The following is a 23,247-nucleotide window of genomic DNA, read 5'->3' as shown; positions in this document are numbered from 1 at the left end:
CCGTGTTCGGGCACGCCAAACACAACCTCGGATTCCGCCGCTTCACCAGCCGCGGACTCGACCGCGCCCGCAGCGAATGGGCGTTCCACGCCGCCGTGCACAACCTCGGCAAGATCCTCACCCACCTGACCGGCGGCACCCCGCTCCCGGCCACCCCCTGACCCGGCGGGGGCCACCCCCGCACCGGCACCCACCTCGGCACGAGACACCCGCACCCGGACCGCCCTCACTCAATTCCGCAACAGCCCCCCGGACGTTGACAAGTACTCACGGGGTGAAGAGGTGATTCCGGTCGAGCGTGGACCCCGGCGTGCGACGGCCACCCCACCCGATCACGGCGCGGTAGGCGCCGAGCGCCCCGGACGCGGCCAAACCCTCGGCGTCGGTGTGCGTCGAGTCCTCGGGAACCGGGGTGTCGAACGGCGCGACGTACAGCGCGTCGGTCGGACAGTTCGCCTCACACATGAAGCATGTCTGACAGTCCTCCTGATGCGCGACGACGGGAACCCCGTCCGTGCCGCGGCGGAAGACGTCCGTCGGGCAGACCTTGATGCAGATGTCGCACTGCACGCAGCGGTCGGCGACGACGACCTCGATCACGACGCGACCGTCCGGGCCTCGGCGGTGCCGTGTTCCGGACGCACCCACACCTCGCCCAGCCCGCCCGACAGCAGTCGACGGGTCTGCGCCGGGTCGGTGTCCGGCAGGTCGGTGCGCACGTGCATCCCCCGGGTCTCGGTCCGCGCCAGCGCGGAGTGCGTCGCCCACCGCGCGACGGCGAGCATCGCGGCGGCCGAACGTGCCTGCAGCAGCTCCCGTTCGGTGCCGCCGAGCAGATCGGCGGCGCCCGACCAGGCCTCGTCGAGGGCGGTCACGCTGTCCTGCAGGCTCGTTGCGCTGCGCCGGTAGCTGCGTCGCAGCGGCAGGGTGTGCTCCTGCACCAGTCCGACGATGGAGCGCGACGCCTGCCGGCGGGCGGACGGTCCGCGCAGGCCTGCCGCGCCCGCGCCGCGCACCCCGTCGGGGGCAGGACGCGTCCGCGCGAACCGGGCGGCCCCCGCACCGGCCCATGTCCCCGAGGAGATGGCCCACGCCCCGTTGTGGCTGCCGCCTCCGCTGCGACCACCGGTGATGAGCTCCCGGGTGGCCGCGTCGCCCGCCACGAACAGGCCGGGAACGTCGCTGGCGCAGTCGGTGCCGGCGACCCGGATGCCACCGGTACCGCGCACCGTACCCTCCAATACGGCCCGCACGGGATACTTCTGCGTGAACGGGTCGATGCCTGCCTTGTCCAGCGGCAGAAAGTAATTCGGTTGCGACGTGCGCATGGCCGCGCGGATGTCGGGTCTGGCCCGGTCCAGTCGCGCGTACACGGGGCGGCCGGCGGCGAGGTGCGCCATCGCGGCGCCGCGTGCGGAGAAGCCGCCGTCGCCGAGTGTCCGACCGTCCGCGTCGTAGTAGGTGGCGAACTGCATCATCAAACCCTTGGTGTGGCCACTCCACGCCGGTGCCAGCGCGTAGGCCGTCGAGAATTCCATGCCCGAGAACGACGCCCCGACCTCCGCGGCCATCAGCAGTCCGTCGCCGGTGTCGACGTTCGTTCCGAAGCTTCCGGACAGGAAGGCGCAGCCGCCGGTCGCGACGACCACCGCCCCGGCGCGCACCGACCACGGCGCGTATCCGTTCTGCCGTTGCAGACCCGCGGCACCGGATACGACGCCGTCACCGGTGGTGAGCAGTTCCAGGGCGGGGCTGTGGTCGAGGATGGTGACCCCGGCGCGGTGCACGCGCCTGCGCATCCGGCGCATGTACTCCGGCCCCTGCAGGCTGGTGCGCACCTCCCGGCCGTCGTCGCCGGACGGAAACCGGTAGCCGGCGCCTGCAAGTTCGTCCACCCGGTGGTGGGTCTCCTCGAGCACCCGGTACATCCAGGCCGGCTCCGACAGCCTGCCGCCGTCCTCGAAGCGGGCCTGCACCGACCGTTCGCGTGCCGGCCCGGGCGGGACGTTCCACAGGTTGTTGCCGCCCGACGCGGTGGGGCCGCTGGTGCCGCAGTACCCCTTGTCGGCGAGGACGACCCGCGCGCCGTCCCGGGCCGCCGCCAGTGCCGCCCACGTTCCGGCGGGTCCGCCGCCGAGGACGAGGACGTGCGCGTCGATCTCGAGCCGGCTCACGAAGCGAACAGCATCGCCGACGCGGCGACGGCCGCCCCGGTTCGTTCGGACAGCGGGCGGCGGAACAACCAGTCGAGCAGAGACATCGTTACCCCCGGTCGGAGCGGTATGGACACCGCTCGATCGTCGGCTGACCGGCTCGTCCGAACAAGGGTTCTCGTCAGCGTGCGCCGAACCCCGGCAACCGTCCAGCGAACCCGCCCGGACGACTCGACTTCCGGACACATGCGGCGGCAGGCGGCACCGCCCTCTATGGTGGACGCATTTGCACGCCGAGGACGGGTAGCGCATGGACGACAGGACTGTAGCGATCGGGGCACTCGCGATTGCCACCGTGTCGGCGGTCTCCGGCCTGATGATCGGTGCCGCGGGCGGCGCGTTCGGCAACCGCGGACCGGCAGTCGCGCCGCCGCCGCTGACGTCGGAGGGCCTGCAGGCCGCCGGACCCTACAGCGCCGCACCGGCCACCTTCCAGGTGTTCGTCCCGCCGACACCCACCTGGCAGATGGCCGACCTCACCACCCCGCGGGCCGTCACGCTCACCACCGAACCGGCGCCGGTGACCACGGCGCCGCCGCCCGCGCCCTCGACGACCCCCGCCCCGCCTCCGCCGCCGGTCCGGACCACGGTCGCGCCGCCTCCTCCGACGATCAGCCTCGCCCCGGTCACCACACCCGTCACCCGGCCTCCCGTCGTCACGACGACCGAGCAGACCGTGCCCCGGATCGCGGCCCCGCCGTCCGCGGCACCCGCGGAGCCGACCCTGCCGCCGGTCACCACCACCACGACGACGACGCGTGCGGTGATCACCATCCCGCCCGTCACCACCAGACCGCGCGGCTGACGCCCACCACAGCCCGTCCGAGATCGGGAGCGCCGACACGCCCTGCACAGGAGTCGGTAAGGTGGCTTCCCGCCGGATTGGGGGGTCCACTCCGGGACCGTGAGTGTCCAGCATCGGAGGTCGGGGATGAGTGGCGGGGAGAATTTTCGGTCGGGCGAGTGGGATCACCGCGCCATCAGGAGTGCGGTCGACGCGCTGAGGCCCGCCGAGTCCGGTGCGGTCGCCGCGGCCTGGGACGACCTCGGACGGCGATTCCAGGAGTCGGTCACCGCGTTCCACGACGCGACCCGCGCCGCGGTCGACACCGGCTGGCGTGGGCCGGCCGCGGCCGCGGTGGCATCGGCACTCGACGACTACGCCGTCCGCGCCGGGCAGGTCGGCGGCCGGTTCACCGATGTGGGCGATGCGTTGCGGCACGCGACCGCCGCAGCCGAAGCGGTGCGCGGCGCGGTCGGCAGGCCCGGCGACCACCCGGCCGACTGGACCCGGGTGCTGCCCGCCAACTGGACCGCGGACGCCGACGCGGACGCCGCGGAACAGAACGCGAAGGCCGCCATGGACACCCTCTACACCTCGGCGTACCGCCTTGCGGACGAACAACTCCCCGCGGCCGGCCTCGCCGCCACCCACGCCGCCGCAACGGCCCACGGTCAGCCGGTGGGCTTCGACATCGGACCGAACGGGGTGCACGGCATACCCAGCGATCAGCAGGTGGCCGAACCCGAATCCGATTCCGTACCGCGCAATGAGCACCGCAGGAGCGGCGAGGTGCCGCTCGAAGACTCGCTGGCGACCGCGCAGACCGCACCGGGTTCGATCGCGGGTGCGGCGCTGGCCGGCGCCGTCGGCGGCGGGGTGGCGCAGTACGCGCGCGGCATCGTGTCCGCTCACCGGACGACCACCGCCGAGCGGCCGGGCGGCCCGGTCCGGCCCGCCGCACGGGAGGACGAGGAGGAACCACCCACCTACCTCGAAAGCATCGACGAGGGAAGCGAACTCGTCGGGAAACTGCCCCTCGTCACACCCGCGGTGATCGGCGGATAGTCGTGGGGCACTGGGTGTTGAGCGGTCCGCAGTTCTCGGCGTTGTGGGCCCGGACCGGACAAGACCGCATTCCGTATCCGTTCAAGGTCACGAGCACGCTGGCCAACGCCGACGAGTACGAGGCGGAGCAGCGCCGGATCCGCGCCGACTTCTCCGGCCCCGAACACGACCCGCTCGGGTCGGCGCTGCTGGTGCTCGCCGAACCCGACCTCCGGATCGAGATCTCCGGTTCGGCAGGCGTGGACGGCGGTACCTCGATCCGCATGACGGGCGCCCTGGCACGCGGGCACGGGATCGCGGCGGTGCAGCATCCGGGCGCCGAAGTGGTGATCCGGAGCTGCGAACCGTACGACGTCGGCCGGCAGCTGATCGCTCAGCTCCCCGACACCGACCCGGGCACGGCGGCGGGCGTCGTGGTCCCGCCGACACCGGCCGGGAGCGCACAGGCAGCCCGGATCCTCGACAGGCCCTCGACGAGCCAGGGGGTCGTCACCGTCGTCCGCGGCTCGCGGCACTCACCACGCCCCGTCGGCGGTCTGGCGTGGCGGGACATCGACGGCGACGGCCGGTACCTCGTGTGGGGCGATACCGCCGTGGCCGTGGAACCGGGCACGTCGTGGGACCTCCTCGACGCCGTCACCAGGCTGACCGGACGGATCGCGGCCGGTCACCCCGTCTGAGCGCGCCACCCCCTCCTGCGCTGCGGTCTCGGCGATCGCCGCTACCGTATAGAGCGGAAGTAGGTGATTCGTGGTCGACCCGGACGGAGCAGACATGCAGGACTTCGATCTGGATTCGAGTGTGAACCGCGACTGGGCCGAGTTCCAGCGGCGCCTCGCGGACTATCTGGCAGCGATGCAGGACGAGGACCTTCTGGTCCTGGAATCGGGGTTCGAGGAGCTCGACGAATCGCAGGGGCTGATGCCGTGCATCCAGTTCGTCGTGTGGGACGGGGACACGGTGCGCTGCGAGGTGCCGTCGAACCATTACCTGCACCCCGACCGCGCACTGACCGAGGCCGAGCAGACGTACCTCACCGAGCTGGGCTGGAACCGGCCGACCCGCGGTCCGGACGACGAACCCGATGACGGCTCCCCCGCGTTCTACGTCGACAAGAAGCTGTCGTGGTCGGATCAGCTGGCCGCGATGGCCGTGGCCGCGTTCCGCGACGTCTGGGGAATCACGCATCCCGCGTTCCTGAGCACCGAGACGTCGAGTACGGATCCCGAGGCCACGTTCGACCCGGTTGCGGTGCGGCCGCCGCTGGTCGCGCAGCTCGACCCCGCAGCCGCCGTGGTCCCGCGCGACGTCGAGCACCTCCACGAACTGATCACTCTCGCGTTGGTCCCGATGCTCGGGCTGCTGCCCGAACGCGACCCGGACGGCGACGTCCCGATCCGGATGGGCAACACCATCCTGTTCGTCGGCCCGCTCGCCGACACCGTCGACGTGCAACTGTTCGCGCCGTTGGTGCACGACATCAGCGACCGCACCCGGGCCGCCGAGGTCACCGCCGACCTCAACCGCATGTGGTCGCGGATCAAGTTCGTGCTGGTCGACGACCGGTTGTCGGCGTTCCTGGAAGTGTCGGGTAACCCGTTCGTCCCGCAGCACCTCACCGACAGCTGCAAGGCGTTCTCCGATTTCCTGCGCACCGTCGACAGCGAGTTCGCGTCGCGGTTCGGTGGCGAACTGTTCTTCAACCGCGACTCCGGACCCGACGAGGAACCCGAACCGGACGCGGCACCTCGCACCGAGAGCCGGATGTCGTCGACCGACCTCCCGAAGGAACTTCAGACGCTGTTCCATCTCGATCCCGGGCCCGGGATCGAAACCGATCCGGCTGTCGTCGCCGACGTCTGCGGTCACGACCGCGACCGGATCCTCGTGCTCCTGGACACCGGCACCGCCTGGGTGTCCCGGTTGTGGGAGACCGACGACGCGTCCGCCGACCAGTGGGAGCGCGTCGTCGGCGCCCTCCGCCACGCCCTCCGGACCGTCGTGCTGCCCCCGACGACGGGCGCTCCCGACACCAAGCCGCGGCCTGAGCAGATGGGACTGTTCACCAATCCCGAGGAGCAGACCCTGTTCGACGATCCGTCGTCCTAGAACCCGCCCTTTCGACGATCGGTCCGGGTTTCCCGGGATGTGGCGTACTGTCAGCACTATCGGAGCCGTCCAGGTTCCGCATTCAGGGATGGTCCATGGCTGACAAATCGCCCCGCAATTCCATGTCGAAGAAATCCGGTAAGTCGCTGAAGGAGAAGCGCGCCGACAAGAAGATGAAGACGAACGGACAGAGCGATCCGGAAATCGTCTCGCACGTCAAGAAGCGCTAGCGCCCGTGCGCCTTTCTGGTAGCGGCAGCAACCACAAAGGCGCACAAGCCGTCAGGCGACGACGGAGCGCTGGGGGACGCCCGAGTACTCGCTGAGCGGGCGAATCACACTGTTCGATGCGCCCTGCTCGATGATGTGGGCGGTCCACCCGGTGATCCGGCTCATCACGAACATCGGCGTGAACATTTCCACGTCGAATCCCATCAGGTACTACGCCGGACCGGTCGGGAAGTCGAGATTCGGCGCGATCCCGGTGGCGCCGGCCATCGTCTTCTCCAGGATGTCGTACATCCGCACCCACTTCTCGCCGCAGGTGGCGGCGGCGATGTCGAGCAGTGCCGCCTTCATCGTCGGTACCCGCGAGTCACCGTTCTTGTAGACCCAGTGACCGAACCCATCAGCTTGTCCTTGGCGGCGAGTTTGCCCAGCAGCCACTCCTCGGCGCGGTCGGGCTCGCCGATCTCGAGCATGTCGTGCATGACGGCCTCGTTGGCGCCGCCGTGCAACGGACCCTTCAACGCCCCGATCGCCGCGGTGACCGCACCGTAGATGTCGGACAGTGTCGACGTCACCACGCGAGCCGCGAACGTGGACGCGTTGAAACTGTGCTCCGCATACAGGATCAGCGACACCTCGAACGCCTTGACGACGGCCGGATCGGGCACGTCCCCGAAGCACATGTTCAGAAAGTTCTCCGCGAACCCCAGGTGCGAGTGCGGTGCGATCGGGTCCTGTCCGCGCCTGCGCCGGAAGTCGGCGGCCACGATCGTGGGCAGCACCGCCGTCATGCGCAGCGCCTTCGCGAGGTTCTCGGATGGCGAATTATCCTCCTCCGCCGGGTCTTCCGCGCCGAGGTAGCTGATCGCAGTGCGCACCACGTCCATGGGGTGGCAGTTGTCGGGCATCTTCGCCAGCAGCGACAGCAGGGAGCGGTCGGCCCGGCGTGCCGCCCGTTCACGCTGGCAGAGCAGTTCCAGTTGCGCGGGGGTGGGGAGTTCGCCGTACCAGAGCAGGTACGCCACCTCCTCGAAGCTGCAGTGCGCTGCCAGGTCCTGCACCGCGTAGCCGCGATAGGTCAGCGAATTGGTCTCCGGCACCACCCGAGAACGGTCGTCCCGATCGGCGCAGGCTGCAAGGTCTGCGACCGGCCCGCGTGCGCGCCACGCGCCTTCCCGCAACGGGCCGGGCCGTCCTCGTCAACGAGGACAGCAGCGGCCATCTCCCGTATCCGCAGGGCCGGTAGGCGCTCCGCGCCCGTGCGCGGTTAACGAGTCCAGGGACTCGTCGACCACTCACGGGCGGTAACGCTGCTCGCAATCGTGACGACTAGGACTTCGGATGCTCCTTCGTTCGGGATGAGCGCCTGCGACACGGGTGGGGGCACATGAGCGACGGCGCGGACAGGCGCAAGGACCGCTGGACGACGGGACTCGTCGTGGTGTCGATCATGGCGTGCGGGGTGATCGTCGCGGGACTGCTCGATACCGGATCCGGCCCGGCGACCGTCGACCTCACCGCCGACGGTCCCGCCGAAGCCCCGTCGTACGTCACGCCGACGGTCGAGTATCCCGTCGACATTCCCGGGTGCGCGACGGTGGAACCGCCGTCGGAGGGGGAAGCCTTCGCCATGTGGGTCGGAGGTGAGCAGAGTTACGACAACCCGCGCTACCCGTGGTTCTCGGCGCTCAAGGCCTCGGCCATGACTGCCGCCGTCCTCGACGCCCTGCCGGAGGCGGTGGAGATCCCCCTCGTCAGCCCCACGGAGTCGTTGCTGTTCGAGCCGATTCCGGAGTACGAGCAGCCACCGGACGTCGAGGACGACTTCGGCGGTGTTACCAGCGCTCGGGGACCACTGCTTCGGGACTCGTCCCCCGGGTCGCTGTGGTTGTCGGTCAGCAAGGCGGACAAGCCGATTCCGCCGTGCGTTGCCGGGGAACTCGACCGTCGCACGACGCTGCCCGACGGCACCGTGCTGGATGCGGACGACACGTGGTCCGAGTACGACGGCCACCGCACCCTGTCCCGGAGCGTCGCCGGCTACTTCCCGGACGGCACGTGGATCCATGCCGACGCCACCGACGAGAACTTCGCCGAGGCCGACCCCGGCTCGAAGTACAGCGGCACCATCCCACTGAGCCTCGACGAACTCACCGCCATCGTGCTGCGTCCCGAACTGTTGGCGAGTACACCGGTTCCGCCGGGCACCTCGCCTCCCCCGACGGCATGCGGGTCGGGGGGCGGCTCCGAGGACGAGGGACCGGCGCTGACCCGCGCCGATCTGGACCGGCTGAATGCCGTGCTCGACGACGCGTGGCGCGATCAGCGCATCGCGCTGTCGAGACCGCTCGGATCGCTGCAACTGGCCGAGCACAGCGACAACGCGGTGTGTGAGAGCGTCGACGTCACCACACCCGGATCCGAGGGGACCCTGCGGGTCTCGATCGCGGGCGGCTACACCGTTCCGCCCGAGCCGGACAAGTACGACCCGTCCTACGACCCGCAGGCCGCGAAAGCCACCCGACTTCCGGACGGTTCCGTGTTGGAGCGACGGGACGGGTACACCTCCGCGGCGACCGACCCCGGTGAACCCGCCGTCGACGAGGCCGGCCGTCACGTGACGCTGACACGGCCGTCGGGCACCCGGGTGTCGGTCAGCTCGACCTCCACGCTGCCGGCCACTCCGCTCCCCTACGAGCTTCTCGAATCCCTGGCCACGACCCCCGGACTGGAGCTGTAGCCGACATGGGCCTCGACAAGAGCACCCGAAACCTCTGGGCCGCAGCGCTCGTGGCGATCATGACCGTCGCCGGCGCCGTCACCACCGTGATCGTGCACCCGGAGTCCCCGAAGGTGAACATCCCCGGGCTCACCGGTTTCGTGGGCCCCGACGCCCCGGAGGCGTCGCCCGATGCACCCGGCGCCGAGTGGTCGCTGGATGCGGCCGCCACCTACGATCGGCAGTTCGCCGTCTTCCGCAACCCGGTGTACGGCAGCGGATTCGACTCGGGCGAGCCGGGATTCGTCGACGCCGGACAGGTGCTGGTCACCATGATCGGGTTGGTGAACCAGCAGACGTCGGGGCTGGACGAGACGCGGTTGGTCGGGGTGGACGCCGACACCGGATCGGTGCGCTGGGCGGCGCCGGTCGAGTCGCTGGGCGGGTGCGCCGACACCCTCGCTGCCGGGCGGATGGTCTGTTACACGACTCCCTTCGAGGACGCACCCGTCATCCTGGCGGTCGACACCGACAACGGGTCCGTGACCCGCACTCCCACCGACTGGACGATCCTGGCGATGACGGCTGCCGACGACTGGCTGTACGTGATGGAAGGCGACCCGGAATCCGACGACATCCGGGTGCACAGCGGTGTGCCCACCGACCCCGACGCCCGCTGGTCGCAGCGGTTCGATCTCGGTTCGGCGTGGGAGGACGCGTTCGGTCACCTCATGAGCACCGAGCACGGTCAGGGTGTGCTCGAGCTCGGCGGGGAGGTGACGGGGTTCGACCTCGCGACCGGGACTCCGACGTTCACCCGCACCCTGCCCGACTGCACGCAGTCCGCCCGGGCCACCGAGGGTGGGGTGGTCGTCCGCGTCCACAGCGACTGCACCCTCAGCAAGGTGCTGGGCTCCGAGGCCGTCGATCGCACCGGTCGCGTCCTCGCGGCATCGGATGTGGAGGCCGCACACACCCTCGCCGTCGATCGCCCCGCCGACAGTACGATTCCGGTGCTTCTCGGCGACGGTGCCTACGACCGGACGACGGGCGAACTGCTGTGGACCAGCCCCGCTCTCGTGTCGACGCCACGGGTCGACACTCCGGAGTCGTACGGCCCGAACACCACGCAGGGCACCGCTGTGGCCGTGCTGGGCGAGGTGGCATTGCTGCGCGACTACGAGGGCAAGACCGAAGCCGCACTCGACCTGAGGTCCGGGGAACGGTTGTGGCAACGACACTCCGACTCGTACGGCACCGTCGTCGCCGCGGAGGGCGACACCGCAGTGTTGCTGGAATCCGATGTCCTGCGCGCCGAGAACGTCCGGTCCGGCGAGGAACTGTGGGTGCTCCCCCTGCAGACCGTGATCGACGACGACTCGTGGGGCAGCACACCCGTCGTCGCGGCGTCGAGCCCACGCCTGGTCTATATGACGTCGGGGACGATGGTCGGGTTGGGCTCAGCGAGGTGAGTTGCTACGTGCCGGGCCGGACGAAGTGCACGAGCTGGCTGACGTTGAGCTGCCACCGCTCCTGCACATCGAAACCGTAGGACCGCACGACGCGGTAGTTGGCGCCGAGCCGCACCGGATCACGGGCATCGACGGCCGCCCAGGTGTGGCTGTCGACCCCCGCGGACCGGTTGGTCAGCAGCCAGATCGCGGGACAACTCCTGATCCGGTCCGCGATGCGGTCGGGCGCCAGCGTCTCGTCCCACAACCCGCCCAGTTCCGCGGCCGTCGATCCCCGCGAGATGTCGCGGAGAGCGGCGAAGGCGGGCGGATCCACGGTCTCGACGGTGCGCATCGGGCCGGGATTCCAGACGTTCTTCAGGTCGAACAGCACACAGTCGCCGGGTGCGGCCTCGGATTCGACGAGGTCGGCGACGCGGCTGTAATCCATGCCGCTCGGCTTGGCATAGGGTCCGCGCTGCACGAGGTAGTGCGGCAGGGCGACGGCTCCGAACAACGCGAGGATCACCGCGAGCAGCGGCAGCGATCGTCGTCCGGCGAGACCCGCGATCCACACCATCGACTGTCCGAGGAGCAGTGCGCACGCGGGGGCGGTGAACGTGAAGTACCGACCCAGATACACGTTCTGCGACGTCAGCGAATACAGCAGCACCAGCGCGGTGGGAACGAGGAGCCAGGGCACGGCCGTCGCGAGAAGCCCCGGCTGTTCGCCGCCCCGGTGGTCACGCCCACGGATGATGCCGACCGTCACTCCGGCGACGACGAGCAGTCCGGAGACGACTGCGACGGCGAGTGCGTTGTCGAAGTACTGCTCGACAAGCACGATCCACACGAGATCGAAATTCCGGCCGGCGATCCACGAGACCTGATCCGCCTGCGATTGCACCAGCACGATCACCGGCGCCGCGATCGCGATGCCCGCGCCGGCAGCCAGGAGGAACGACCCGACGCAGCGACGTCCGGTCTTCGTCACCGCGAGCGTCACCACGTGCGCGGCAACGATCAGGATGCTGTAGAGGAACACCGTGGTCGAGACCGCGACGAGCAGCGCGTACAGCACCCACGCGGTGCCCGTCCGCCTGCGCACGGCCACGACGAACACGACGGTCACCCACACCGCCAGCGCCGCGGACAGCGCGTACGAGCGCGCCTCGATTCCGGCGGACGTCACCCGCGGCAAGATCGCGAACACGAGCGCCGCGACCAGGGCCATCCGTCGCGTGGACAGCAGCTTTCCGAGCACGACGAGGCCGGCGGCGCCGATCCCCACGGCCAGCACGCTGGGCAGTCGCAGCCAGAACTCGGTCAGGGGGACGACGCGCAGCCACCCATGCATGCCCAGGTAGTACGCGCCGTGGACGGCGTCGACGTCGAACAGCAACCGCACCATGTCGGGGATGTCGCGCCCGGCGACCGAGACGGTGGCCGCCTCGTCGTGCCAGAACGACGGCGACCAGGACCGGAAGCCCGAGATCGCGACCGCCACGAGTCCGAGCAGGAGCGGATCGCACCATCTCGTCCACAGCCGGGTTCCTCGCTCCGCACCGCTGCGCCGCGACTCGGAAGCCAGCACGGGCAGGGGCGACGTCATTCCGCGGTTCCTCGAGGTAGGTGAAATCAATGACCTACATGGAGACCGTTCCGGACCGCGTCGCCGTTACGTCCGGCGCTACCCGGCGGACGAGTCCTGCGCCCCGAGCCGCCACAGCGACGTCACTTCCCGCTTGCGCGCGGCGTGCAACGCATCCGAGCGGTCGGCGACCTTCCCGTGCCGGGGTGCCACGTCCCGGCGTCCGAGGACGGTCAGTCCGGCGTCGTCGATCAGGGCCAGTAATTCCTCGCGGGTTCGCAGGCCGAGGTGCTCGGCGATGTCGGACAGGATGAGCCAGCCCTCTCCCCCGGGCTCGAGGTGCTCGGCCAACCCGGCCAGGAATCCGCGGAGCATCCGGCTGTCCGGATCGTAGATCGCGTATTCGATCGGCGAGGTGGGACGGGCGGGAATCCACGGCGGGTTGCACACGACCAGCGGTGCCCGGCCCTCGGGGAACAGATCCGTTTCCACCACCTGCACCTGACCGGCGTAGCCGAGCCGGTCCAGATTCGCCCGGGCGCAGGCGAGCGCATTCGCGTCGAGTTCGGTCGCGATCACCTTCTCGACGCCGCGGTGCGCGAGGACGGCGGCCAGCACACCGGTGCCGGTGCCGATGTCGAATGCCTGCGTGTGCGACGGCAGCGGGGTGTCGGCGACGAGGTCGACGTATTCGCCGCGAATCGGGGAGAACACGCCGTAGGCGGGGTGGATGCGCGCACCGAGGGCGGGAATGTCGACGCCCTTCTTCTGCCACTCGTGGGCGCCGATCGCCCCGAGCAGGTCGCGCAGGGTGGTGACGGTGGGCTGGTCCGTCGGTCCGTACGCCTCGAGCACCGCCTGCCGCACGTCGGGGGCGCGCCGCAGCGGAACGGTCTGGTCGGCGTCGAACGGCACCAGCAGCATCCCGAGGATCCCCGCCCGCCGCGACTGCGTCTGCCGGTGCAGGTGGAACGCGGTGGCGGGGTCGGTGGACGTCTTGCGGGTCTTGCGGTCGGTGCGGGCGGCGACGGCGGTGCCGAGCTGGCGGGCGTTGTGGAAGTCGCCGCGCCACAGCAGCGCCGTCCCCTCGCACGCGAGGCGGTACGCCTCGTCGGCGGTCATCGAGTCGTCGGCCACCCGGATCTTCTTCGGGGGCGTCGCCCCGCTGGTGGACCGCCACACCGCCGAATGCTCGGTGCCGTCCTCGGTCCAGCGGACGAACTCGGTTTCCATGAGGGAGAGCCTAGGCGCTTCGCGCCCGTGCGCCTTTTTGGTAGCTGTAACTACCAAAAAGGCGCACGGGCGGCGGAGCCGCCTCACCGGAGGGTGAGGACACTCTTCCCGACGGTTCGGCGGTGTTCGAGATCGAGCAGGGCCTCGGCTGCCGCGTCGAACGGGTACCGGGTCGGCTCCGGAATCGTCAACGCGCCCGACGCGAGCAAGGGACACAATTCGCTCCACTGCGCGGACAGTCGTCGGGGGTCCTCGGCCCACCACGAGCCCCACGCGACTCCGACTGCGGACGCGTTCTTCAGGAGCAGTCGGTTCACCTTCACCGAGGGGATGTCCCGGCCGGTGAAGCCCATCACGAGAATCCTCCCGCCCGTCGCCAGCGATCGGACGCTGTCGGTGAAGCGGTCGCCCCCGACGGGATCGACCACGACGTCCACCCCGCGGCCGTCGGTGATCGCGAGGACCTCGTCCCGCCAGTTCCCGGTGGCCACGACGTCGGAGGCGCCGAGACTCCGCACGTACTCCGCCTTCTCCTCACTGCTGACGACCGCGATGGTCCGCGACGCGCCGAGGTGCGGCGCCAGTGTCGTCGCGGCGGTGCCGATTCCTCCCGCCGCGCCCTGGACGAGCACCGACTCCCCCGACTCGAGGCGTCCACGACGTGCCAGCGCGAAATGCACGGTGAGGTAGTTGAACAGCAGGGCGGCGCCCGCGGCCATCGAAATCGTGTCGGGGAGGAGGAAAGTCGTCTCCGGCGGCAGTGCAACCACTTCGGCCATCGCGCCGCCAACACCGGTCAAACCGACGACCCGGTCGCCCGGAGAATATCCGCTGCCGCCAGGCGCTGACCGAACGATCCCGGCGACCTCTCCGCCGGGGACGAAGGGCAGTTCCGGCTTGTACTGGTACCTGCCCTGGGTGAGAAGCAGATCCGGGAACGACACCCCGACCGCATGAACCTCGACGAGGATCGCGGATTCGTCCGCGACGGGTTCGTCGACCTCGACCGGGGCGAGCGCCCGGGGACCGTCGAGCGCGGTGACCATCAGGGCGCGCATGCGGTTGTGCCCGTTCATGTGATCGGGAGTTCGCGGACGGCCGCTCGGCGCAGCTTGCCGACTTCGGTGCGCGGGAGGTCGGGCCGGAAGTCGACGACTTTCGGTGCCGCATAGGGGCCGACGCGCTGCGCGACCAGGTGTGCGAGTTGCGTGACGAGGTCGCTGTCGTCGGCCCGGTCGTCCGCGCGGACGACGACGGCCCGGACCACTCCGCCGCGGATCGGATCGTCGTACGCGACTGCCGCGGCGTCGGCGACCGCCGGGTGCTGCAACAGCGCGTTCTCGACCTCGACCGGGCTGATGTTGTGCCCCGACGCGATGATCATGTCGTCGTCCCGGCCCAGTATCTGCCACCGCCCCTGGGGGTCTGTGACGGCTCGGTCCTCAGTGAGGAATACGTCGCCGCGCCAGCGGTCGGCCCACAGGTCGGGGGTGTTCTCGTAGCCGCTGGACATCTGGTACCGGGGCTGCCGTACCGCGATCAATCCCGGTTGGCCGTCGGCCACCGGTTGCCCGTCCCGGTCGGCGAGGAAGGTGTCGAACCCGGGAATCGTGGCGGACATCCAGCCCGGGCCGGACCTCGTTTCGGTGCCCTGGGTGTCGCCCAGGAGCATGCCGACCTCGGACAGTCCGTACCCGTTGCGCACGGCGGGTGCACCGGTGCCGGCCCAGGCCGCGGCGACCACTGCGGTGAGCGGTTCGCCGGCAGCGGCGACGGTGCGGAGCGTCGGCGGGACCCCGTCCTGCGCGAACGTCGCCGTCAGTCGCCGCAGGGCGGCCGGCGCGGTGGTGAGGATCGTGGCCTTCTCTTCCCGGATGACGCGATGCCAGGCCTCGGGGACGAACTTCCCGGAGTACATGACGCGCGGCACGCCCAGCGCCATGACGGCGGCACCGGTGCTGTACAGCCCGAACGCCCACGCCGGGTCCGACGTCGAGAAGACGACGCTGTCGCGGGTCGTCCCGAGAACGGCCTTCGCGTAGGGCATGACGGAGACGAAGGTGGCGTGGGTCATGGTGCACGCCTTCGGTGTTCCGGATGTTCCGCTGGTGAACAGCAGGGTGGCGGTGTCCCCGAGCGCCGTGGTCGCGAGCGGACCGTCGGCGTCGGCCCGGTCGACCTCGGTCCAGAAGGACCTGTCGTCCGTGCCGGCCGCGACGTCGCCGACGACGAACACCGCGGGATCGAGTCCGTGGGTCGCCTGCGCCTGCGCGAGGGCCGGCCGGTACCGCTGATCGACCACGACCGCGCGGACTCCCGCCGCGTCGAGGCGCAGGCCGATCGCGTCCGGGGCGAACCCGCCGAACAGCGGCACGTACACCAGCCCGGAGCGCCACGCCGCCAGTGCGGTGATCCAACTCTCGACCTGTCGCGAGAGCAGTCCGCCGACGCGATCTCCCCGCGTCAGTCCCGCACGTGCGAACACCCGTGCCGCCTTGGCGGCGAGCCTGTCGAGTTCGCGGTACGTCCAGCGGTCGGCCGAGCCGTCCTCGTGCCGGACGGTCAGCGCCACCCGATTCGGGTCGGCCGCATAACGGGTGCAGATTTCGTGGGCGGTGTTGAAGTCGCCACCGAACGGGTCGCGGTCCAGCAGGGATTCGATGTCCTGCCAGGCACCGGCGAGTGCGGACGTTGCGAGTCTGTCGGGAGACATCAGTGATTCACCTTTGCAGTTTTCGTCAGGGTCAGGACCAGGACCGTGATGGCGCACGCCGCTGCGATGTACGCAGCCAGTGCCCACGAACCGTCCGTCTCGGCAGCGATCGCCACCGCGATGAACGGAGCGGGAGCACTGAACACGACACCACCGAACTGGTAGGCGACGGACGCGCCGGTGTATCGGACTTCGGCCGGGAACAGACCGGTGACGTAGCCGGCCACCGCGGAATAGGTGACGGCGTGACCGATAGTGATGATCAGAATCATCGCCAGAAGGACGGCGACACCCACTCCGGTCGACAGCAACCAGAAGAACGGATACGCGATCGCGGCCATGTAGAGGGACCCGTAGATCAACATCTTCCGTGCTCCGATCCGGTCCGCGATCATCGACGTGTAGGGCACCGTCAGGATGTCGAGGACGCACGCGACGAGGATGCTCAACAGAATCGTCTGCCGCGAGATGCCGAGTTCCTTCGGACCGTATGACAGGACGAAGACGGTGACAAGGTAGAACGGCACGAGGGAGGCGGCCTGGGTGAGAATCCCGACGCCCAGCGCCCGCTTCTCACCCCGCAGGACCGCGAGGATCGGGAAGTCGGCAATCTTCTTGTTGCGCTTGACGTTCTCGAACTCCGGCGATTCGACGACCTTCAGTCGCACGTACATGCCGACCGCGACCAACCCGGCGCTGGCGAGGAACGGAAGCCGCCATCCCCATGCCTGTACCAGGTCATCCGGAAGCTGCTCGACCAGGAGGAATGCGAGCGTTGCGAGAACGAGTCCGGCGGGCACGCCGGCCTGCGGCCAGCTGCCGTAGAACGCCCGCTTCTCGCGCGGTGCGTGTTCGACTGCCATCAGCACCGCGCCGCCCCATTCTCCGCCGACCGCGAAGCCCTGTGCCAGGCGCGCGAGGACGAGCAGCACGGGCGCGGCGAGACCGATCGCTCCGTAGGTGGGGATGAGTCCGATCGCGACCGTCGACGACCCCATCAGCACCAGGGAGAACACCAGCATCTTCTTGCGGCCGATCCGGTCTCCGAAGTGCCCGAAGACGATCGCGCCTGCGGGACGCGACACGAACGCGACACCGAACGTCGCGAACGCGGCCAGCGTTCCCGACAGCGGACTCAACGACGGGAAGAACGCCTTCCCGAATACCAGTGCGGCCGCTGTCCCGAAGATGAAGAAGTCGTACCACTCGATTGCCGTTCCGACGAAGGACGCGAAGGCAACCTTCCGGGGTTTGACCCGAGTGACCTCCAGGTCGTCGATGACTCTCATATCGAATCTCCCATCGCTGCTGATGTGGGGCGGTGCGGCTGCCGTGTGTCGATCCGGTGCCACCGCGGTTGTGAGCGGGCCGTCGGGCCTCGTCCGGGGTTCGCCGATCGGACATCGTCCGCGCCGTCGCCCCGTGTGGCCACGGTCACAGGTCTAGCACATCCCGGACGTCGACCGCAAGCATTCTTGTACCGATCGATCCATGTCGTGAACCCATCCAAATATCCAGGTAATACGACGTTCAGCCCGACTTTCACGAACACTCTGGACTATTTTTGGATCGATCAGTACATTCCTGAACATGAACGAGAACGATCACGACGATCCCCGCGTCGCGCTGGTCTCCGGCGGTTCCCGCGGCATCGGAGCCGCCGTCACCACGGCCCTGACGCAGCGCGGCTGCCGGGTGGGATGCACGTACCGGACGAGACGTGACGACGCCGAGAAACTCGCCGCGGACGCTCCCGAGCAGGTACTTCCGATCCGCTTCGACCTGCACGACGACACCACGGCGCTCACGGCGGTGGAGCGCGTCGTCTCCCACTGGGGACACCTCGATTCGCTCGTCCTGAACGCGGGCCAGTGGTCGGGCGGGCGGCTCGTCGAGACGGACCCGGACGCCTGGTGGAGCGTGATAGAGACGAACCTCCGCGGCACCGTCGCTCTCGCGCGGGCAGCGCTGCCCCACCTCGTGCACGGCAGGTCACCGAGCATCGTGCTGGTGTCGTCGGTCGTCGGCCTGATCGGTCACGCCGGCGACACCGCGTACGCGGGTGCGAAGTCCGCGATGATCGGCTTCGGTCGTTCACTCGCCAAGGAGGTCGCGCGGGACGGCATCCGGGTCAACGTGCTGGCCCCCGGCTTCGTCAGCACCGACATGACCGATGCAGTGCCCGACTCCGCGCGCAGGCGCATCGAACGAGAAACCGTCCTCGGCCGATTCGGCACCGTCGACGAAATCGCCAAGGCCGCAGTCTTCCTCAGCGAAGACGCCACATTCTGCACCGGCTCCGTCCTCACCGTCGACGGCGGCTGGGCGCTGTGACACACCACGACCGCAACGACCAACAACGAAGGGACACAACACCATGACCGCGACACTCACGCATTCGGTCGGCATTCCGGAGTCGGAGTACCTGGCGCTCCGGGACCGCATTTTCGAGGCGATCTGGTCCGAACTCGATCCACTCGAACTGCGGATCGAGAACGACGAGCAGGTTCCACACGACATCGTCATGCCCATCCTCGAGCGGATCGGCGCGCTCGGCCTGCTCGTCCCCCGCGAGTACGGCGGCAGCGGCCTGTCGATCGCCCAGTACCTGCCGATCATCGCCGAGTTCGCCAAGGTGCAGGGCGGGCTCCGGGTCATCGTCCACGTGCACAACTCCTTCGCCCACGCGCTCTCCGAGATCGGCAGCGACCGACAGAAGGCGGACGTCCTCCCGGGCACGGCCACGGGCCGGAACTCGGTCGCGTTCGCGCTGACGGAACCGGGTTTCGGGACGGGCGCCGACCTCGGGTCGACCGCGGTGCGCGAGGGCGACGACTACATCCTGAACGGCGAGAAGTGGTTGATCACCAACTCCGACATCGCGTCTCACTTCATCGTCTTCGCGAAGACGACCGCGACCGACGTCTCCGCGTTCCTCGTTCCCCGCGAGACCGACGGTCTCTCGATCGCAGCGCTTCCCGAGACGATGGGATGCAAGGGCACCGAGCACGGACGCGTCACCCTCGATTCCGTCCGGGTGCCCGCCGCCGCGCTCGTCGGCGTGGAGGGGCAGGGAAACGAGCACCTCGAACGCGCACTGGAGATCAGCCGGGTGTTCATCGCCGCTAGCTCCCTCGGCACGTCCGAGCGCGCCCTCGAACTGTCGATCGCCCACGCGAAGAGCCGTGTCACGTTCGGCAAGCCGATCGGCACACGGCAGGCCATCCAGCGCTACCTGGCGGAGATGGCCACCGACGTCTACGCCCTGCGCGGGATCCTCGCCGACGCAGCACAGAAGTGGGATGCCGGCGAACGGATTCCCGCCGAGGCCAGCATGTGCAAGCTGTTCGGCCTCGAGGCCGTCGGCCGGGTGACCGACCGGGCTCTGCTCATCCACGGCGGAATCGGATACACGCGCGCGCACCCGATCGAGCGCCTCTACCGGGATGCCCGCCTCAACTGGCTCGAGGAGGGCACCCCGACGATCCAGTACCTGGTCACGGCGGGACGCCTGCTCGACGGGTACGCGTTCTCCGACGCCTTCGAGACGTCGCGTACTGACTGACATCAGCCGCCCTGCGGCCGGGAACGGCCGCAGGGCGGCACCACGCTCGCGAAGGAGACGAACAATGACCGACCACCACGACCCCACCGTCCTCGTCGCCGGGGCACGAACCCCGTTCGGACGCTTCATGGGATCCCTGTCGAGCCTGAGCGCCCAGGTACTGGGTGGCCACGCGATCGGTGGTGCGCTGGAATCGGCCGGTGTCGACGCACGCGCCGTCGACCACGTCGTCATGGGCCAGGTGCTCACCGCGGGCAGCGGCCAACTGCCGGCGCGCGTCGCGGCGGCAGCCGCCGGAATCCCCATGACCACACCGGCACTGACCATCAACCGGATGTGCCTCTCGGGAATCGACGCGATAACGCTGGCGCACCAGATGATCTCCGCCGGCGACGCGGACATCATGGTCGCCGGCGGTCAGGAATCGATGAGCACGGCGCCGCACCTCCTGACGAACAGTCGGCGCGGGCACAAGTACGGCGACACGGTACTGATCGACCACCTCGCGTTCGACGGGCTCCAGGACGCCTTCACCGGGTCGTCGATGGGGGCGCTCACCGAGTCGAGGAATCCCGAGTACGGGATCACCCGGGACGCCCAGGACGAGTGGGCCGCTCGCTCGCACCGTGCGGCCGCACGCGCGCGCAAGGACGGCGTCTTCGCGGCCGAGATCGTTCCCGTTCCGATCAGGTCCGGGCGGGGTGAGTCAACCGATTTGAGCCACGACGAGGGCATCCGGGCCGACACCTCGGCAGCGGACCTCGCCGGTCTGCCCCCGGCTTTCGCCGCAGGCGGCTCGCTGACGGCCGGCAACTCGTCACCAATCTCCGACGGTGCCTGCGCCGTCGTGGTCACACGGAAGTCGACGGCCGTCCGGCTCGGACTGTCGTGGCTGGCCGAGATCGGATCACGTGCCGTGGTCGCCGGACCCGATTCGGGTCTGCACGAGCAGCCGTCCAACGCCATCCAGGCTGCATGCCGACAGGAGGGGATCGCACCTCGCGAACTCGATCTCGTCGAGATCAACGAGGCGTTCGCCGCGGTCACACTCGTTTCGTCCGAACGCCTCGGTCTCGACGCGGACCGGGTGAACGTCAACGGCGGCGCGATCGCGCTCGGCCACCCGATCGGTGTCTCGGGGGCACGGATCGTCCTGCACCTCGCGCTCGAACTGCGACGCCGCGGCGGTGGCGTCGGCGCAGCGGCGCTGTGCGGGGGCGGCGGCCAGGGGCAGGCCCTGATCGTGCACGTCGAACGGTGATTCGATGAGCACCAAATACGACCTCAACCGCGCCGAAATTCTGCGCGTGTCCGCCGAGTTGTTCGCGAGGTCGGGCTACCACGGCACCGGGATCGCGGACCTGGGCACGGCAGTGGGCCTCGGCCGCGGGGCCCTGTACCACTACATCGGCAGCAAGGAGGAGGTGCTGTTCGCGATCAGCAGCCGGCAACTCGCGCAGATGAACGACGTGGCCGACGAACTCGCCCTGACCGAACCGGATCCGGAGCGCCGCCTCCGCGGTCTGGCACGGGCCCTGCTCCGCAACATCGCCGAGTACCGCGCCGAGTGGACGGTGTTCTTCCGCGAGTACCACGCCCTGACCGGTGATCGGCGTGCGCGGGTCGTCGCGGCACGCGAACGGTACGAATCGCATTGGCGGCACGCGTTCGACGAAGGCGTCCGAGACGGGGTGTTCACCCTGTTGCCGCCGTTGATGATCAAGGGTGTGCTCGGCATGTTCAACTACAGCTACCTCTGGCTCACCGCCGACGGGGCCCGCACCCCCGAAGAGATCGCCGACGGCTTTCTCGACGCCCTGATCACCGGACTGGCCGCGCCGAACCCGTGATCTGGGCCGTCTAGACTCACATCTTCGACCGCCGGGAGACAAAGGGGCCCTTCGATGAGCGACAAGTACGACGCCAACCGGGACCGAGTCCTGCAGGTGGCCGCCGAATTGTTCGCGAAGTCGGGCTACCACGGCACCGGGGTCGCCGAGATCGGTGAGGCGACCGGGCTGGGCCGGGGAGCGCTGTACCACTACATCGGCAGCAAGGAGGCAATCCTCTACGAGATCAGCAGCCGGCAACTCGCGCAGATGAACACGGTGGCCGACGAACTCGCGCTGTCCGAGGCCGATCCGGAGAAACGGCTGCGCGGCCTCGCACGAGCCCTCATGCGGAACATCGCCGAGCACCGTGCGGAGTGGACGGTCTTCTTCCGCGAGTACCACGCCCTGACGGACGAGCGTCGGGATCGCATCATCGCCGAACGTGAACGCTACGAATCGCATTGGCGGAACGCGCTGGAGCAGGGCATCCGCGACGGACAGTTCCGGGCTCTCCCGCGGCTGATGGTCAAGGGCCTGCTGGGCATGTTCAATTACAGCTACCTCTGGATCACCCCCGCGGGCGCCGAGACACCCGAGGAGATCGCGGACGAGTTCCTCGACGCCGTCGTCACGGGGATGCGGGCGTGAGGCGCTTCGCGCCCGTGCGCGGTTAGCGAGTCTCTGCACTCGTTCGCCGCGCACGGGCGGCGAAGCCGCTGGCTTGGACGCACCAAGCCAGTACGGACTATCCTCGTTGCATGAGTCCGTCGTCGGCCACGCCTGCCCGTTGCTCCATCGCGCGCACCCTCGAACTCCTGGGCGACAAGTGGACGCTGCTCATCGTCCGCGACGCCTTCTGGGGCCACAGCCGGTTCTCGGAGTTCACCCGCAGTCTCGGGGTGGCGTCCGACGTGCTCACGGCACGGTTGGCGATGCTCGTCGACGAAGGGATCCTCGAACGTCGCGCCTATCGTCAGGAGGGGTCGCGGGAACGTCTGGAGTATGTGCTGACGGAGAAGGGCAAGCAGTTGCATGTCGTGATCGGGGCGCTGGGCCAGTTCGGTCGCGACCATCTGCCGCGTCCGGGTAGCACCTCCCCCGAGTACACCGACGAGACCACCGGCGAGGCCGTTTCCCTCGCCTTCGTCACCGACGACGGTCGCCGCGTCCCCGCATCGACTCTGCATGTACAGCAGGGTGCTCCGGCCCCGGCGGGCGATTCGCAGGGTTAACCGGAACTCGTGAAGAACGGGGCGCGACCTCGTCGTATCCGTGCTAACTTGGAAATTCCAAGTTAGCGAGAGAGCAAGGAAACCATGTCTGTACAACACGGAGTTCACGCAGTCGAGAATTTCTGGGCCCGGGTGTGGCAGTCACCCCAGGACCCGCACGCGATCGACGAGCTCGTCGTCGAGGATTTCGTCATCGTCACCGGCGGGGAGGCGATCCGCGGCCGGGACGCCTTCAAGGAATGGGTGCTGAAGTTTCAGTCGACCGTCGAGGATCTGGAGTTCATCCCCGTCGAAACGTTCCAGAACGAGGACGGTTCCCGCGTCGCGTCGCTGTGGGAAATGACCGGCCGCAACCGCGGATTCATGGGTACCGAACCCGACGGGCAACCGATTCACCTGACCGGCACCGCGGTGTGGAGCGTCCGCGCCGACGGGATGCTCGAATCCAATCGCGTCGAGCGCAATGCCTGGGAGCTGCACCGGCGGCTGACGGCCTAGGCGCTTCGCGCCCGT

23 protein-coding genes and 1 pseudogene are annotated in these 23,247 nt (G+C 69.2%); 16 read left to right on the top strand and 8 right to left on the bottom strand.

Annotated elements, in window-relative coordinates; translation table 11 throughout:
* Positions 1-161: transposase (locus QM841_RS06205; protein ID WP_283331311.1), on the top strand; the 161-nt coding region annotated here is incomplete at its 5' end.
* Between the two features lie 106 nt (positions 162-267).
* Here the strand turns inward: QM841_RS06205 and QM841_RS06200 are convergent.
* Both QM841_RS06200 and QM841_RS06195 read right to left on the bottom strand, forming a co-directional pair.
* Positions 268-600, bottom strand: coding sequence for a 4Fe-4S dicluster domain-containing protein (locus tag QM841_RS06200; protein ID WP_283331303.1), 333 nt, complete (start codon positions 598-600; stop codon positions 268-270).
* On the bottom strand, positions 597-2,174 hold the full coding sequence (locus QM841_RS06195; protein WP_283331302.1) for an FAD-dependent oxidoreductase: 1,578 nt from the start codon (positions 2,172-2,174) through the stop codon (positions 597-599). The genes QM841_RS06200 and QM841_RS06195 overlap by 4 nt, the downstream gene beginning before the upstream one ends.
* A 289-nt stretch (positions 2,175-2,463) precedes the next feature.
* Between QM841_RS06195 and QM841_RS06190 the strand changes: the two genes are divergently transcribed.
* From QM841_RS06190 to QM841_RS06170, 5 genes are all read left to right on the top strand, one after another.
* A complete protein-coding gene (locus QM841_RS06190; RefSeq protein ID WP_283331301.1) occupies positions 2,464-3,018 on the top strand; it encodes a hypothetical protein in 555 nt (184 codons plus the stop codon).
* Between the two features lie 126 nt (positions 3,019-3,144).
* Complete coding sequence (locus QM841_RS06185; RefSeq protein ID WP_283331300.1) at positions 3,145-4,062, top strand: PPE domain-containing protein; 918 nt, start codon at positions 3,145-3,147, stop codon at positions 4,060-4,062.
* 14 nt (positions 4,063-4,076) lie between these two features.
* Positions 4,077-4,742 (top strand): ESX secretion-associated protein EspG, encoded by a 666-nt coding sequence (locus tag QM841_RS06180; RefSeq protein WP_349307391.1) that lies wholly within the window; start codon positions 4,077-4,079, stop codon positions 4,740-4,742.
* Between the two features lie 70 nt (positions 4,743-4,812).
* Complete coding sequence (locus tag QM841_RS06175; RefSeq protein WP_283331298.1) at positions 4,813-6,171, top strand: T3SS (YopN, CesT) and YbjN peptide-binding chaperone 1; 1,359 nt, start codon at positions 4,813-4,815, stop codon at positions 6,169-6,171.
* 95 nt (positions 6,172-6,266) lie between these two features.
* Positions 6,267-6,401 (top strand): hypothetical protein, encoded by a 135-nt coding sequence (locus QM841_RS06170; protein ID WP_005254130.1) that lies wholly within the window; start codon positions 6,267-6,269, stop codon positions 6,399-6,401.
* 51 nt (positions 6,402-6,452) lie between these two features.
* Here the strand turns inward: QM841_RS06170 and QM841_RS06165 are convergent.
* Positions 6,453-7,501: pseudogene (locus tag QM841_RS06165) on the bottom strand (bifunctional 2-methylcitrate synthase/citrate synthase).
* On the opposite strand from QM841_RS06165, the gene QM841_RS43340 reads away from it, so the two are divergent.
* The 3 genes from QM841_RS43340 (at position 7,439) to QM841_RS06150 (ending at position 10,589) form a co-directional block, all read left to right on the top strand.
* A complete protein-coding gene (locus tag QM841_RS43340; RefSeq protein ID WP_502943223.1) occupies positions 7,439-7,669 on the top strand; it encodes a short-chain fatty acyl-CoA regulator family protein in 231 nt (76 codons plus the stop codon). The pseudogene QM841_RS06165 and the gene QM841_RS43340 overlap by 63 nt on opposite strands.
* Positions 7,670-7,785: 116 nt before the next feature.
* Entirely contained in the window at positions 7,786-9,138 is a 1,353-nt protein-coding gene (locus QM841_RS06155) for a hypothetical protein (protein WP_283331297.1), read from the top strand.
* A 5-nt stretch (positions 9,139-9,143) separates the two neighbouring features.
* Positions 9,144-10,589 (top strand): outer membrane protein assembly factor BamB family protein, encoded by a 1,446-nt coding sequence (locus QM841_RS06150; RefSeq protein ID WP_283331296.1) that lies wholly within the window; start codon positions 9,144-9,146, stop codon positions 10,587-10,589.
* A gap of 4 nt (positions 10,590-10,593) precedes the next feature.
* Here the strand turns inward: QM841_RS06150 and QM841_RS06145 are convergent, their stop codons facing one another.
* The 5 genes from QM841_RS06145 to QM841_RS06125 all read right to left on the bottom strand — a co-directional run bounded on the left by QM841_RS06145 (position 10,594) and on the right by QM841_RS06125 (position 17,394).
* A complete protein-coding gene (locus QM841_RS06145) occupies positions 10,594-12,180 on the bottom strand; it encodes a glycosyltransferase family 39 protein (RefSeq protein ID WP_283331295.1) in 1,587 nt (528 codons plus the stop codon).
* Positions 12,181-12,258: 78 nt separating this feature from the next.
* Complete coding sequence (locus tag QM841_RS06140; RefSeq protein ID WP_283331294.1) at positions 12,259-13,392, bottom strand: methyltransferase; 1,134 nt, start codon at positions 13,390-13,392, stop codon at positions 12,259-12,261.
* An 83-nt stretch (positions 13,393-13,475) separates the two neighbouring features.
* Complete coding sequence (locus QM841_RS06135) at positions 13,476-14,450, bottom strand: NADPH:quinone oxidoreductase family protein (RefSeq protein ID WP_283331310.1); 975 nt, start codon at positions 14,448-14,450, stop codon at positions 13,476-13,478.
* 14 nt (positions 14,451-14,464) lie between these two features.
* The gene (locus QM841_RS06130; RefSeq protein ID WP_283331293.1) at positions 14,465-16,105 is read right to left on the bottom strand and encodes an AMP-binding protein; all 1,641 of its coding nucleotides are present in this window, start codon (positions 16,103-16,105) and stop codon (positions 14,465-14,467) included.
* On the bottom strand, positions 16,105-17,394 hold the full coding sequence (locus QM841_RS06125; RefSeq protein ID WP_283331292.1) for an MFS transporter: 1,290 nt from the start codon (positions 17,392-17,394) through the stop codon (positions 16,105-16,107). The genes QM841_RS06130 and QM841_RS06125 overlap by 1 nt, the downstream gene beginning before the upstream one ends.
* 301 nt (positions 17,395-17,695) lie before the next feature.
* Between QM841_RS06125 and QM841_RS06120 the strand changes: the two genes are divergently transcribed.
* The 7 genes from QM841_RS06120 (at position 17,696) to QM841_RS06090 (ending at position 23,232) form a co-directional block, all read left to right on the top strand.
* Positions 17,696-18,439: an SDR family NAD(P)-dependent oxidoreductase gene (locus QM841_RS06120; protein ID WP_280781966.1), complete on the top strand. Its 744-nt coding sequence runs from the start codon at positions 17,696-17,698 to the stop codon at positions 18,437-18,439.
* 43 nt (positions 18,440-18,482) lie between these two features.
* Positions 18,483-19,670 carry an acyl-CoA dehydrogenase family protein gene (locus QM841_RS06115; RefSeq protein ID WP_283331291.1) on the top strand — a complete coding sequence of 396 codons (1,188 nt, stop codon included), beginning with the start codon at positions 18,483-18,485 and terminating at the stop codon, positions 19,668-19,670.
* 64 nt (positions 19,671-19,734) lie between these two features.
* Positions 19,735-20,931 carry an acetyl-CoA C-acyltransferase gene (locus QM841_RS06110; RefSeq protein ID WP_283331290.1) on the top strand — a complete coding sequence of 399 codons (1,197 nt, stop codon included), beginning with the start codon at positions 19,735-19,737 and terminating at the stop codon, positions 20,929-20,931.
* Positions 20,932-20,935: 4 nt separating this feature from the next.
* The gene (locus tag QM841_RS06105) at positions 20,936-21,520 is read left to right on the top strand and encodes a TetR/AcrR family transcriptional regulator (RefSeq protein WP_280781969.1); all 585 of its coding nucleotides are present in this window, start codon (positions 20,936-20,938) and stop codon (positions 21,518-21,520) included.
* Between the two features lie 54 nt (positions 21,521-21,574).
* Positions 21,575-22,150, top strand: a complete 576-nt coding sequence (locus tag QM841_RS06100; protein WP_005252730.1) for a TetR/AcrR family transcriptional regulator — start codon at positions 21,575-21,577, stop codon at positions 22,148-22,150.
* Positions 22,151-22,260: 110 nt separating this feature from the next.
* Complete coding sequence (locus QM841_RS06095; protein WP_283331289.1) at positions 22,261-22,734, top strand: winged helix-turn-helix transcriptional regulator; 474 nt, start codon at positions 22,261-22,263, stop codon at positions 22,732-22,734.
* Positions 22,735-22,818: 84 nt separating this feature from the next.
* Entirely contained in the window at positions 22,819-23,232 is a 414-nt protein-coding gene (locus QM841_RS06090; protein ID WP_283331288.1) for an ester cyclase, read from the top strand.
* The last annotated feature ends 15 nt before the right edge of the window (positions 23,233-23,247 follow it).

Origin of the sequence: Rhodococcus sp. IEGM 1307 (assembly GCF_030056915.1) — a bacterium.
Lineage (GTDB): Bacteria > Actinomycetota > Actinomycetes > Mycobacteriales > Mycobacteriaceae > Rhodococcus_F > Rhodococcus_F opacus_D.
This window is presented reverse-complemented; position numbering and strand designations above follow the sequence as displayed.

Coding starts and splice junctions, on each gene's coding strand:
- QM841_RS06145 (WP_283331295.1), bottom strand. CDS start 12,180: ATGACGTCGCCCCTGCCCGTGCTGGCTTCCGAGTCGCGGCGCAGCGGT.
- QM841_RS06190 (WP_283331301.1), top strand. CDS start 2,464: ATGGACGACAGGACTGTAGCGATCGGGGCACTCGCGATTGCCACCGTG.
- QM841_RS06110 (WP_283331290.1), top strand. CDS start 19,735: ATGACCGACCACCACGACCCCACCGTCCTCGTCGCCGGGGCACGAACC.
- QM841_RS06105 (WP_280781969.1), top strand. CDS start 20,936: ATGAGCACCAAATACGACCTCAACCGCGCCGAAATTCTGCGCGTGTCC.
- QM841_RS06125 (WP_283331292.1), bottom strand. CDS start 17,394: ATGAGAGTCATCGACGACCTGGAGGTCACTCGGGTCAAACCCCGGAAG.
- QM841_RS06130 (WP_283331293.1), bottom strand. CDS start 16,105: ATGTCTCCCGACAGACTCGCAACGTCCGCACTCGCCGGTGCCTGGCAG.
- QM841_RS06115 (WP_283331291.1), top strand. CDS start 18,483: ATGACCGCGACACTCACGCATTCGGTCGGCATTCCGGAGTCGGAGTAC.
- QM841_RS06100 (WP_005252730.1), top strand. CDS start 21,575: ATGAGCGACAAGTACGACGCCAACCGGGACCGAGTCCTGCAGGTGGCC.
- QM841_RS06185 (WP_283331300.1), top strand. CDS start 3,145: ATGAGTGGCGGGGAGAATTTTCGGTCGGGCGAGTGGGATCACCGCGCC.
- QM841_RS06155 (WP_283331297.1), top strand. CDS start 7,786: ATGAGCGACGGCGCGGACAGGCGCAAGGACCGCTGGACGACGGGACTC.
- QM841_RS06120 (WP_280781966.1), top strand. CDS start 17,696: ATGAACGAGAACGATCACGACGATCCCCGCGTCGCGCTGGTCTCCGGC.
- QM841_RS06170 (WP_005254130.1), top strand. CDS start 6,267: ATGGCTGACAAATCGCCCCGCAATTCCATGTCGAAGAAATCCGGTAAG.
- QM841_RS06090 (WP_283331288.1), top strand. CDS start 22,819: ATGTCTGTACAACACGGAGTTCACGCAGTCGAGAATTTCTGGGCCCGG.
- QM841_RS06135 (WP_283331310.1), bottom strand. CDS start 14,450: ATGCGCGCCCTGATGGTCACCGCGCTCGACGGTCCCCGGGCGCTCGCC.
- QM841_RS06150 (WP_283331296.1), top strand. CDS start 9,144: ATGGGCCTCGACAAGAGCACCCGAAACCTCTGGGCCGCAGCGCTCGTG.
- QM841_RS06095 (WP_283331289.1), top strand. CDS start 22,261: ATGAGTCCGTCGTCGGCCACGCCTGCCCGTTGCTCCATCGCGCGCACC.
- QM841_RS06140 (WP_283331294.1), bottom strand. CDS start 13,392: ATGGAAACCGAGTTCGTCCGCTGGACCGAGGACGGCACCGAGCATTCG.